The sequence below is a fragment of the Colwellia sp. MB3u-8 genome (genome assembly GCF_014076985.1).
Lineage (GTDB): Bacteria > Pseudomonadota > Gammaproteobacteria > Enterobacterales > Alteromonadaceae > Cognaticolwellia.
In genome coordinates this window covers 138,544-151,158 of the sequence record NZ_JACGVA010000063.1, presented here as the reverse complement: position 1 = coordinate 151,158, position 12,615 = coordinate 138,544, and the positions used below count along the sequence as shown (strand labels likewise).

At 40.2% G+C, this 12,615-nt stretch carries 8 protein-coding genes; 5 read left to right on the top strand and 3 right to left on the bottom strand.

The window, feature by feature from the left end; all coding sequences use genetic code 11:
• Positions 1–24: 24 nt before the first annotated feature.
• The gene (locus tag H4J54_RS10265; protein WP_182190779.1) at positions 25–639 is read left to right on the top strand and encodes a phospholipid-binding protein MlaC; all 615 of its coding nucleotides are present in this window, start codon (positions 25–27) and stop codon (positions 637–639) included.
• Between the two features lie 89 nt (positions 640–728).
• Here H4J54_RS10265 and H4J54_RS10260 read toward each other — a convergent pair whose 3' ends face one another.
• Positions 729–3,257, bottom strand: coding sequence for an acylase (locus H4J54_RS10260; RefSeq protein ID WP_182190778.1), 2,529 nt, complete (start codon positions 3,255–3,257; stop codon positions 729–731).
• 313 nt (positions 3,258–3,570) lie between these two features.
• Positions 3,571–4,479 (bottom strand): transcriptional activator NhaR, encoded by a 909-nt coding sequence (nhaR, locus tag H4J54_RS10255; RefSeq protein WP_182190777.1) that lies wholly within the window; start codon positions 4,477–4,479, stop codon positions 3,571–3,573.
• A gap of 371 nt (positions 4,480–4,850) precedes the next feature.
• Here nhaR and nhaA point away from each other — a divergent pair, with 371 nt between their 5' ends.
• Together nhaA and H4J54_RS10245 are read left to right on the top strand one after the other, a co-directional pair.
• A complete protein-coding gene (gene nhaA, locus H4J54_RS10250; protein ID WP_182190776.1) occupies positions 4,851–6,077 on the top strand; it encodes a Na+/H+ antiporter NhaA in 1,227 nt (408 codons plus the stop codon).
• Positions 6,049–6,507, top strand: coding sequence for a Rap1a/Tai family immunity protein (locus H4J54_RS10245; protein WP_182190775.1), 459 nt, complete (start codon positions 6,049–6,051; stop codon positions 6,505–6,507). Before nhaA ends, H4J54_RS10245 begins: the two co-directional genes overlap by 29 nt.
• A gap of 454 nt (positions 6,508–6,961) precedes the next feature.
• Here the strand turns inward: H4J54_RS10245 and H4J54_RS10240 are convergent, their stop codons facing one another.
• Entirely contained in the window at positions 6,962–7,906 is a 945-nt protein-coding gene (locus H4J54_RS10240; protein ID WP_182190774.1) for a LysR family transcriptional regulator, read from the bottom strand.
• Positions 7,907–8,044: 138 nt separating this feature from the next.
• On the opposite strand from H4J54_RS10240, the gene H4J54_RS10235 reads away from it, so the two are divergent.
• Both H4J54_RS10235 and H4J54_RS10230 read left to right on the top strand, forming a co-directional pair.
• Positions 8,045–9,211, top strand: coding sequence for an efflux RND transporter periplasmic adaptor subunit (locus H4J54_RS10235; RefSeq protein ID WP_182190812.1), 1,167 nt, complete (start codon positions 8,045–8,047; stop codon positions 9,209–9,211).
• 9 nt (positions 9,212–9,220) lie between these two features.
• A complete protein-coding gene (locus H4J54_RS10230; protein WP_182190773.1) occupies positions 9,221–12,385 on the top strand; it encodes an efflux RND transporter permease subunit in 3,165 nt (1,054 codons plus the stop codon).
• Positions 12,386–12,615: the final 230 nt, after the last annotated feature.

The window sequence follows — 12,615 nt, the reverse complement described above, 5'->3', positions numbered from 1 at the left end:
TAACTATACCTTACAAGGCTCATCATGAAAAAGCTCTTAATGCTGTTGGTGTTATTCACTAGTTTTGTCCAAAACAGTATGGCAGCTGAAGCTACGCCATCAGTTTCTCCTTATCAAGTCATCGCTGTAACAGGTAATAACCTATTTACTAAAATTGCCAACAATCAAGATGCTTTGAAAAAATTTCCAGATCTGATGCGAGATATTGTTGAAGAAGAATTAATGCCATCTATTGATTATCAATATGCTGCGTTTAAAATTTTAGGTAAACATTTACGACAAACAACGTCAGAGCAAAGAGTAAAATTTATTACTGCCATGCGCGCTTATTTGGTGCGCACTTATGCCAACGCTTTAACGCAATATAGTAATCAGAAAGTGTTATTTGAACCAGAAAGTCAACTCAGGGCGAATGTGAAATCAGCTTCTGTTGATGTCAAAATTATCGACACCGGCAAGCCAGATATAAATATTACCTTTCAAATGCGCAAAGACACCAAGTCGCAAGAGTGGAAAGCCTACGATATGATTGTTGAAGGTATATCGTTAATTAGTAGCAAACAATCTGAAATTAATCGTAGGATATCAGATTTAGGCTTAGATCAAGTGACCTTAGAGCTTGCTTCAATCACCAGCTAACTTTGCTCACTGATGCTATTAGCGCTAATAAACAGCCAGCATAACCTTTAAGGTTACTGCTGGCTTTTTTTTTACAACGTGCTAATTGTTTACTCTGGAGCAGAACTAATCGTCATTTCAGAGACTGTATTAGCTTCAATATCCGCTTGGGTAAAGCGCAAAGGTCTAAGTTGCGGTTGTTGTGAATAGAGCAAGGTTTGGTCTATGCTGTGGTCGCTGCCATATTCATGAGATTGAGAATAACTCAACAAACCTCTAGCAACTGGGCCATCATCAGTAAAGTTCACTACTGTCATCCAGCTGCTACCATAATTAATATGATAACCACCACCTTCAGCACTTAGCATAGAATCGCTATTTTGTGCCGGGTAAACATGGCGAGGTAACAATGAACCGTCATTACCTGTGCGTGTATCAAAGACATTAAAGCCTCCTTCTATATTGTGAGAGCCTGCCCAAGGAATTTTGATACCTGAGGCACTGCCGTCAGCTAAACTGCGCTCAACAAACTGCACTGAACCTAATGTGGCATCTAGTGCTAGCCCCGCTGATTCAACATTAAGCTGAGCTTGGGCAAACTGTTCCAGTGTTGTGGCATTATTCATTAAGCCACTAGGGGTGGTCAGCACATTATCTGCAGAAAAACTTTCTTGCCACTGCGGTTTTTTATCAAATAAAAAGGCAAACTCTCGAAATAAATGTGCCGCACTACTATTTTTATTAAAAGTACCATCCCAAAGCGCTAAGGCCGCACAACCGTCACTGATATCAACGTCCTGTGTTTCAAGGCTAACCACGGTACTGCCTTGTGCTTGGCAAATGCTTAATAGCTCAGTCAGAATATTTTCAGCCAAATAGCTGCGATTACTTAATAAGGCTTGCTCGACCTCTGCCGGATTAAATAAACCATCACTACCGGCACTATCTACCAATAACTTCTGTGCCAAGCGAGAACGTAGAGACTGCTGATTATCTACCGCACCATATAAAGGTGAAACACCTGTTATAGGCGCATTAATATTGGTAAGCCAATAGCTATCATTTGAATTTTGTACAGAGTCGGTGCCAGAGTACTGGGGTGCATTTTCATAGGGTACAGCGCGGTCAAAATCAAATGCGGATAAAAATCCCGGTAAAATAGTAAAGCCCGCAGCTTGCTTAGCACCAACAAGCAATGGATTTGTGGTCATTTCATTAATTGCGGTAGCGGTTAAATTGGGCACCGTTGAGTCATCAATATAGAAAACATGGCCGTCACTATCTGCTGACATAGTATTGTTAAAAATCACCCCATCATAATCAACAAAGGCTTGTTTAAATTCAGCGATATTACCCGCTAAATTCATCGCTAACCAGTGGTCGATAATATCGACATTACCCAAGTTAGCATCTTTTATTGCAAAGGCACTGCCACCAGGACCCCATGCAAAATTTCCTGGTACAACAACCATAGGGCCATGATGGGTTGAGTAAGTCATTTTTGCGAGTTTAATCGTTTGGCCTGGCCCCACAGCCACATCAATGGCGATTTCTTTACCTGTGATTAAACGGTTTGCTCCGTCAATCACTTGCGACATTTGTGCCGGATCGTTTGGATTCAATGTCAACTGATAAACCACAAAGTGCTCAGCTGATGAAAAAGTATGGGTCCAAGCCACATTTTCATTAAAACCAATGTTTACTACCCCTGGCATGCCGGTAAGCGAACTCCCCATAACATTCAAATGCTCAGGAATAGTAATATGGAATTGCCAAAAGCGTAAATTTCCCGTATGTGGAAAGTGTGGATTCGCTAACACCATGCCTTTACCGTTTTCAGTTTTATCTTTACCTAAGCCCCAACCGTTTGACCCCAAATCACTTGGGTTCTTTTTAGGAAGTGTAACAACCGGATTTGAATTAACTTTATACTGATTAACATCAGCACTTTGTGGGTAAGGTGCGAAACTTTCTCCTGGAGGAGCGGCTAAAAACATCGGGCCAAGAAAGTTTGCGGCTCCTGGTAACAAAGCAATACCGAGTGTGTAAGTCAGCATATCAATATCACTAATCGGCTTTACCCAAGGCATGTTGGCACATGAGCCATCAATATTAGCAACACCCGTATCGGCTAAGTATTTATTATAACCTTGTGCATAGCCTGACAATAAAGCTTGGCTATTGCTTGAAAGTGACTTTATATTTTGTGCTGCATGCGCTCTAATTCCTAAGGTTAAAAAACCAAAGTCATTAATTAAATGCGCTGAGTCACCTGAACTAGGCACGATATCAGGGCCGTAATACTTTGCGCGTTGTGAGTTATATTTTAGGATTTGATCGGCAAGCATACAGATATTATCTTTAGCGAATGCATAACCCACGCCATACGACATACTTTCTAAGTTGTCGGCGGTAATGTGCGGTACACCATAATCTGTCCAACGAATATTTGCTGATAATACGCCATCGCCATCAAATGAAGGTACAGGTGCAACGACAACTGGCGGCGTAATCGGCTCTGGTGTTTCAGGTTCTGGCGTACCAATATAGGTGTAGTCACCACCCCCACATGCTGATAATATTGAAAATAATCCTATGATTGAAATAGGCTTTATTATATTTTTAATTGAATAATTCAAAACAAACTCCTTTTTAGTTCTATTATTTTTATCATACGTAAACTATTCTTACCCTGTCATATTTGCACAATAAACAACCAAGCTCAAACCCTTATTAGCGGAATCGCTATAGTGAAATACTAAAAAAAGTCCTTTTTATTAATTTCAGTCAATAAGAAGTAAAAGCACATGGCATTCATTAAATTATGCTTCTAATGGTGATGATTTTTTGGCGATTACCTTTAATAATCTATTATCGCTCGTCATCGCTTAACCATATCGTTTAACCTTTATAACTTAACTTTTATTAACTAAATATTTACAACATAAGCTTTTACGACATAGGCTTTTTGAATAATTTTTTACCTTCGGTTAATAAATGTTGCACCCCTGGATGTTTTACTTTCCGTTCAGGGGATATTAAGTAGTAATGCTCGATAATATCATTAGTTCTACCAATAATTTTAACATCAAACTGCTCAACAACATGATTTTCAATCATAGTGGGCGCACAAAAAATACCGTATCCCGCCTGGCCAAAATATTTAGCTAATACTGAATCATCAAACTCGCCAATGACCTTGGGAGAAATATCTAATTCATTAAACCAAGACAAGACGTTTAAATGCTGGTTTGAGCCTTCGCCAGCGGTAAAAAAAGGCATACCATCAAGTGACATGGGAAAGTCGCCTTTTAATGATTGCGCTAATTTTTTGTCAGCAAAAAAACTTAAGCCACATTTACCTATTAAGTGACTATAGGCTTTTAATGGTGAGCCTGTAGGCAGTGGAGTATCACTTAATACCGCGTCCAATTTATTCATCGCAAGCTCTCCAAGTAAAACATCTAAGCTAGTTTCTTTACACACCAGCTTGATAGAATTGTCTATGGCATAGATAGATTTCAATAAATTAAATGAAAAAACTTTCGCGATAACATCGGTGACGCCAATGGAAAAACGAAAAGAAAAGTCAGTTGAATGATTTTTTAATGAATGCAGCAGTTCATCGCCTAAACTAAATATCTCCTGGGTATAACGAAAAGAAATACGCCCCATGTCATTAAGGACCAAACGCTTACCTTTACGTTCAAATAAGCTATAGCCTAATTGTTCTTCTAATAAATTGAGTTGAGCGCTCAGCGTTTGTGGTGTGATATGCATAACCTTTGCCGCCTGAGCAATACTGCCATGTGTTGCTATTGCATGAAAATACTGTAAGTGATGATAATTAAGCTTTGCCATATAACCTCTTTAATTTCCCTGTCACTGTTTAGCCTTCTAGCACTAAACCTTAGCAACTTTTTGTTGATAAAAACACAGCTATAGTCGACTTTTATTACTTTGAATTATTAGCTATAAATAGGTCATACAGGTTTCATTATTTTGCGGGTCTACTTTATACCTAGGGAAAATATACCTAGGAAAAATGACCAAATACAAGGCATATATTTTAGTAACGCGTTATTCAGGACAGTAAGATCCTGCATGGTCTAATAAGCTGAATACATGCAGTGAAAATTATTAAATAAATAACGCAGAAATGGCTTGTTTTAACCAAGTGAAATGAGCAGAAAATTAGTGACATGGGTATGAGCTAGATCAAAGGAGATTTTATGGCAGAAAACATTATTGTTCAACGTTGGAAACAGTTTATCCAAACTGATGCGAGTTCTGGCATTATTTTAGTCTTAGCCGCAGTACTGGCATTGATAATGGCCAACAGTTTTTTTAGTCAGAGTTACAATGACTTCCTTGAGTTTCCCGTTAGCATTACTTTAGGGGCTTTTGCTATCAGTAAACCTTTAGTCTTGTGGGTCAACGATGGTTTAATGGCGTTATTTTTCTTTGTTGTTGGTTTAGAGATTAAGCGTGAATTATTTTACGGTCAGTTGTCACGTCCTGATCAGGTGGTATTACCCTTTTTGGCCGCTATTGCCGGTATTATTTGCCCAGCATTAATTTATGTGGCTTTTAATTATCAAGATGCGGTTGCTATGAATGGTTGGGCGATTCCTTCAGCAACAGATATCGCTTTTGCCTTAGGCATTTTTATTTTATTTGGCAAATACTTACCCCCTAGTTTAAAGCTGTTTCTATTATCTGTTGCTATTATTGACGATATTGGTGCAATTATTATTATCGCCATATTTTACTCACAAGAGCTAGCCACCAACTCGCTTATTATCGCGGGTGTAGGTTTAGTGACACTCTTTATTTTTAATCGACTTAAATTAGAGAACAAAGCGCCTTATATATTACTGTCAATTATCGTTTGGGCTGCGGTATTAAAATCAGGTGTACATGCGACTTTAGCCGGTTTTGCCGTAGCTTGGTTTATTCCTATCGCCCGTGAAAAGTCAAAGTCTATGTCATATCAAATTGAACATGGCTTACATCCATGGATAGCGTTTTTTGTGTTACCACTTTTTGCCTTTGCCAATGCGGGTGTGGGCTTAACAGGGGTTTCAGTTAATGAACTTTTCACACCAATATCCATAGGTATTATTGGTGGATTATTCATTGGTAAACAATTAGGTATATTCGCGGCTTGTGTTATTGCCGTGAAACTAAAACTATGTCGCTTGCCCAAAGACGCCACTTGGACACAATTATACGGCGTATGTTTACTTTGTGGCGTAGGCTTTACTATGAGTTTATTTATTGGCTCACTCGCCTTTGAAGAGCAGGGTTTGGCTTATCAAACCCAAGTAAAAGTTGGCGTGTTAGTTGGTTCATTAATATCAGCCGTTGCTGGTGCTTGGTTAATAAGTAGATCTTCAAACAAATTAACCGTAACTAAAGGACAAAAAAATGAAAAATTTAAAACTTTTAATACTTAATATGGCTGCAATTGGGCTATTAGCTATGTCTACAGCAGTAAAGGCTGACTTTAAGTCTGACATTATCAGCTCTTGTAAGGCTTACCAACAAGGTGAGGACAAAAGTGAAATAAATGCCTGTAAGCTATATATAGATGGCTTTATTGACTCGTCATTACTCAACGATGATGGTGTGGTAAAGCCCAAGGCAATGATTGAGCGTACAGCTCCTGAACAAAGTAATTTTTTAAAGCGCGCTTATCGAACACGCGTGTTAACAACATCTTCCATGTTGAGTAATGAAGAGGCGTACCAATTTTGTATTCCACGTGAGTATGACAGAAGAGAGATTGCTTCATCGATTGCTAAATCTATGGATATTAATCAATTAGCTCATAAACAACTCAAACAGGTGATATTTGAAACTCTGATTGCTGATTTTCCTTGCTAGCACTATTGATATTGCTTTAATCCAACAGCAGATCTTGTTCACAACACCTGGTTATGAACAAGATTAATTTCAATACTTTTTAAGGAAACAGGAGTTTTTTTTGCTATCTATACTCCAAATGCTAGAAGGTTTTCAGGAGCACTTGAAGCACTTCGTCAGGTTGAAAAGTCTCAATTATCAACCACAGGCGAAAACAACATGAGGTTGATGATACCTCAACTTTCGCCAAGAAAAACTATGCATTGCCGCCTAAAGCGATCCATGCTTATAGAGTGGTCATCATCCGACCAGAAACACACGAGTTAATTCTTCATGCCTATCAAGTTATGACGATTCCCGTGCAGGTGATTAGCGTCGACCCGCCTTTATCACTATAGGGTTAGTTGATATGCCACACGCCCAGTAATGATTGAGCTACACAATTAACTTTTTTATTTATATAAATTATTTTCAATTACCCTTGATATAAATGCTCAAAATTTGGAATGTTACTTTCCCAAATAGGTGTGGTTTTACCAATATATTCTCGAACCGCATCAAAGAATAGTCGCGTTCTTACTGGCAGATCTCGATGAGGATATATCGCATACATGGCGCTATAATCTGACAATTTTATATCTGTCAGCAGCGGGACTAACTGTCCATCAGCAACTTCATTGCCAAGGGTCAACGCCGGCACTACCACAAATGCAGAGCCAGAAAGCGCTTTTAATAACAATACCTCGGCATCATTCGCTCGAAAGATACTTTTTATAGTTTTTTCATGCCGCTCGCCATGTTGATCAATGGTGCTAATACTCGTTACTCTTAGCGAATTACTGGTATAGCTTGCCGCCGGCAATAGTGCGAGTTCATCGATAGTTTTGGGCATGCCATAGGTCTCGATAAATTCGGGTGACGCCAAAATAATCATGCGATTACGGGCCATTTTTCGGGCAATCAAGGTCGAGTCTTTAGGTTCGCCAATACGAAAAGCCAAGTCAAAACCTTCTGCAACAATATCCATCACACGATCATCTAAACGTAGTTCAACTTCAACTTGCGGAAAACGTTTTTGAAAATCATTGATCACAGGTTGTAAGTATCGCTTAGCTATGATGGTTGGCGAGGTAATTTTTAATACTCCTCGTGGTTCTTGATGATAATTTTCCGCCAACCTAACCGTTTGTCCAAGTAACTCACGCAGCTCCCGAGATTTTTTTATCATTTCAGCACCCGCAGCAGTCAGTGAAAAAGACCGGGTTGTTCTATTTAATAGCCTGACACCCAAATCATCTTCAAGTCGGCTAATTTGTTTTGAAATAACCGAGCGGTCAATGTTCCTGTTTTGCGCTGCGCTGGTAAATGAGCCAAGTTCGACCACATCTAACAACATTAATAACCGGCTTGTTGTATCCATTATTTATTCCGTACCACACCCATTGGTGCAATTTTGGCACTAATGTATTTAAAAATCTATACTTTTTGTCCACACATTAGTTACGTATCATGCACGCTATTATCCTAAAGTATTATTTTGAGTAAAACGAGAATCATGATGAGTAAAAATATTTTTATTGCCGCTATCCTCACCCTCAGCTTAGCAATAACCGGCTGTGCAGAAGAGCCAGAGCAAAAAATAGTAGCACAACCTTTGCAAGCTATTGATGTTGCAGAGGTATTAGTTAAACCTGTACAAAATTGGCATATTTATACTAGCCGTTTAGAATCGCCCCAAGAAGTCGCTTTAATGCCACGCGTTTCAGGTGTTATTAACCACATCGCTTTTAAAGAAGGCGATGATGTCAAAGAAGGCGACTTATTATTTCAACTTGACGATCGCCCTTTTGCTGCCGTTGTTGCTAGTTTGGAGGCACAAGTTCTCAGTGCAAAGGCTGCATTAGGTCAAGCGAAAAGTGAAGCCAAACGTGCAATACGCTTAACAGCGCAAAAAGCTATCTCTGAAGAGCAAGCTGAATCTCGTACCTCGATTTTACACCAACGCCAAGCGCAATTAGCGGCATTACAGGCACAACTCACTTCCGCAGAACTTGATTTAGCATTTACCGCCATTCGCTCACCTATTAATGGTGTAATTTCACGCGCTAATATTACCCGTGGTAACAATGTTTTAGCTGGTCAAAGTGTTTTAACATCAATTGTTTCAAATCATGAAATGTATGCTTATTTCGATATTGATGAACGCACGTGGAATAACTCATTTTCTGATGTGACGGCTGCAAGTAAACAACAAGTAGTTATGCAAAAATTAGGACAACAAGACTTCGCACATAACGGCTACATTAACTTTATTGATAACCGTATTAACGCTTCAACAGGTACTTTACGTGTACGTGCTATTTTTGAAGATAGCGAACAGTTACGTTCTGGCTCTTTTGCCCGTATCAAGTTAGCGGCTAATGCCATTACCAAACAGATTATTATTCCTGAACGCGCTATAGGTACAGATCTGAAAAATCGCTTTGTACTGACTGTTGATGAGAACAACGTGCTGGTATACAAGCTAGTTGAAGTGGGTGAACGTTACGGAAAACTCCGTGCTATTACATCTGGTTTAAATAAAGGCGATGTTATTGCTGTTAACGGCCCTGCTCGTGTAGGTCCTGGTATGCCAGTTAACCCGACAACGGTAACTATTGATACTACAGATATCGCATTTACCTTGTCTGCAACTGACGATGTTAGCCTTGTCGCTAAATACTAAGAGCTTATCATGAATTTTTCTCACTTTTTTATTCAACGACCCATTTTCGCGGGCGTATTGTCACTCATTATTTTACTCGCTGGTGGTATTTCATTATTCCAACTGCCGATCAGTGAATACCCAGAAGTTGTTCCACCAACGGTCGTTGTAACGGCTAGTTACCCAGGTGCAAACCCAACGGTAATCGCCCAAACAGTAGCAACACCGCTTGAACAAGAAATTAATGGTACTGAAAACATGCTTTATATGTTTTCACAAGGTACTAGCGATGGCCGCATGACACTAACGGTGACTTTTGCATTAGGTACTGATTTAGACCGTGCACAAGTCCAAGTACAAAACCGAGTAAACAGCGCCTTGCCGCGTTTACCAGAGGAAGTACAACGCCTTGGTGTGGTTGCAGAAAAATCATCACCTAATTTAACCATGGTGGTGCATTTATATTCACCTGAAAAAAGCCACGATACTGCCTATTTATCTAACTATGCTGATTTACACATTAAAGATGAAATTGCCCGTTTATCTGGCGTTGGTGACATTCGCTTATTTGGTGGCGGTAAATACGCAATGCGCGTATGGCTTAACCCAGATGCGCTTGCCGCTCGTGAATTAACAGCCACTGATGTGGTAACAGCATTACGTGTTCAAAACCAACAAGTCGCTGCTGGTAGCTTAGGCGCCCAACCCATTTCTAATGACAGTCAATTTCAAATACTGTTGAACGTTAAGGGTCGCTTAAATAGTATTGAAGAATTTGAACAAGTCATTGTTAAAGTGGGTGATCAAGGCCAGTTAACACGTTTGTCTGATATTGCTCGCGTTGAATTAGGTCAAGACTCATACTCGCTTCGAGCTGAGCTTGATAACCAACCTGCACTAGCAATGCCTATTTTCCAACGCCCTGGTTCAAATGCCATTGAGCTTTCTGATCAAGTACGTGAAACCATGGCGCGCTTATCAAAAGACTTCCCTACTGGTGTTGAATACGACATTGTTTATGACCCAACGGTATTTGTTCGCGGCTCTATTGACGCAGTTATTACCACCTTATTAGAAGCGATTGCCTTAGTTGTTATCGTGGTGATTGTATTTTTACAAACATGGCGTGCCTCTATTATTCCATTAATTGCCGTACCTATTTCATTAATTGGTACCTTTGCGGTAATGCAATGGTTAGGCGTATCAATTAACACCTTGTCTTTATTTGGTTTAGTACTCGCTATCGGGATTGTGGTAGATGACGCCATTGTGGTCGTTGAAAACGTTGAGCGTAACATCGAAAAAGGTTTATCACCGCTTGAAGCAACCCGTGTTGCCATGAGTGAAGTAACGGGTCCTATTATTGCGATTGCCTTGGTATTAAGTGCAGTATTTATTCCAACCGCTTTTATTACCGGTTTATCTGGTCAATTTTATAAGCAATTTGCCCTGACGATTACTATTTCCACCATAATTTCAGCTTTTAACTCACTGACATTATCGCCAGCATTAGCGGCACTATTATTAAAGCCACATGATGCAAAACCAGATGCATTCACTCGCTTATTAAATGCCTTATTCGGTCGTTGGTTATTTAAACCTTTCAACCGGGTGTTTAACCGTGGTGCTAAAGGTTACGAAAAATTAGTACAGAAGCTTATCCGAATGACGGTTGTTGTTATGGTGGCTTACTTCGCCTTAGTGGGCGGAACCATTAAGTTATTTGATACCGTACCAGGTGGCTTTATTCCACAACAAGATAAACAGTATTTAGTCGCCATTGCACAACTACCTGATGCTGCCAGTCTTGATCGTACTGAAGATGTGCTGACGCAAATGCAAAGCATTGCCTTAGACGTACCAGGCGTTGCACATACCGTAGCCTTTCCGGGCTTATCAGTAAACGGTTTTACCAACAGTCCGAACAGCGGCATTGTATTTACGCCGCTTGATAGCTTCGATAAACGTACCGACCCAAGCCAATCGGCTATGGCAATAGCGGCGCAATTGAATCAACGTTTTGCTGCCATTGATGAGGCATTTGTGGCGGTATTCCCGCCACCGCCAATTCAAGGTTTAGGCACAACAGGTGGTTTTAAACTGCAAATTGAAGACCGAGCGAATAAAGGCTTTGAAGCATTATTTAACAGTCTACAAACGGTTATTCGTAAAGCGCAACAAGACCCTGCATTAATGGGCCTTTACTCAAGTTTTCGTATTCAAGTACCACAAATGGATATTGATATTGACCGTGAACAAGCGCTTATTCAAGGTATTCCATTGAATGAAGTCTTTGACGCCCTGCAAATTTACTTAGGCTCAGTGTATGTAAACGACTTCAACTTGTTTGGTCGTACTTATCAAGTCAATGCTCAAGCCGATGCAGATTTTCGTTTAGACCCAGAGCAAATATTGAACCTAAAAGTACGTAATCGTGCCGGTAACATGGTGCCATTAGGCTCAGTATTAACCGTAACACCGACTATTGGTCCAGACCGTGTCATGCATTACAACGGCTATCCAAGTGCCGAGCTTAATGGTAGCCCCGCGCCAGGTTATAGCTCAGACCAAGCACAAGCGGCCATTGAAAAAGTGCTTGCTGACAATTTGCCAGCCGGTATTGAATATGAATGGACCGATGTGACCTATCAGCAAGTACTTGCCGGTAATACGATGGTTTATATCTTCCCATTAGTTGTTTTATTAGTATTTATGGTGCTTGCCGCTCAATACGAGAGCTTGCGTTTACCATTGGCGATTATATTAATTGTACCTATGACCATATTTTCTGCCTTACTTGGGGTCTGGTTTGTCGGTGCCGATAACAATATATTCACCCAAATAGCATTAATTGTGCTGGTGGCCTTGGCCTCGAAAAATGCGATATTGATGGTGGAATTTGCTAAAGATAGACACGAGTCAGGCTTATCACATTTAGAAGCAATACTTGAAGCTTGTCGTATGCGTTTACGTCCAATTTTAATGACCTCAATTGCCTTTACTGCTGGTGTTGTGCCATTAGTGTTAGCCACGGGTGCTGGTGCAGAAATGCGTCACGCCATGGGTAACGCAGTATTTTCGGGCATGATTGGTGTCACGGTGTTTGGCTTATTATTTACACCGGTATTTTATATGTTGGTGACTAAAGGCAGTAACGAGAAAAAAAACGAGAAAAAAGTGCCGGTATTGAAATAATATCAGCGCAGTATCATGCTGGCTAGAACCTTAAGGTAGCCGTTGGAACATCCTGGCGATTACGCACAAAGCAAGGTAGCTAAGAACATTGCGCTAAAGCGGGTTATTTATAGGTTATCAATGCTTTTTGCCAGCAAGTGCTATAGAGCAAATAGGCCAAAGGCTTTACTTGGCGTTGTTAGATGCACGACAGAATGTTTTAATAGTCTAAGAGAATGCTGAAGACGCAG

Bases quoted from the DNA above. Each gene is read 5' to 3' on its own strand.
- H4J54_RS10265 (WP_182190779.1), top strand. From the start codon at position 25: ATGAAAAAGCTCTTAATGCTGTTGGTGTTATTCACTAGTTTTGTCCAA.
- nhaR (WP_182190777.1), bottom strand. From the start codon at position 4,479: ATGGCAAAGCTTAATTATCATCACTTACAGTATTTTCATGCAATAGCA.
- nhaA (WP_182190776.1), top strand. From the start codon at position 4,851: ATGGCAGAAAACATTATTGTTCAACGTTGGAAACAGTTTATCCAAACT.
- H4J54_RS10245 (WP_182190775.1), top strand. From the start codon at position 6,049: ATGAAAAATTTAAAACTTTTAATACTTAATATGGCTGCAATTGGGCTA.
- H4J54_RS10240 (WP_182190774.1), bottom strand. From the start codon at position 7,906: ATGGATACAACAAGCCGGTTATTAATGTTGTTAGATGTGGTCGAACTT.
- H4J54_RS10235 (WP_182190812.1), top strand. From the start codon at position 8,045: ATGAGTAAAAATATTTTTATTGCCGCTATCCTCACCCTCAGCTTAGCA.
- H4J54_RS10230 (WP_182190773.1), top strand. From the start codon at position 9,221: ATGAATTTTTCTCACTTTTTTATTCAACGACCCATTTTCGCGGGCGTA.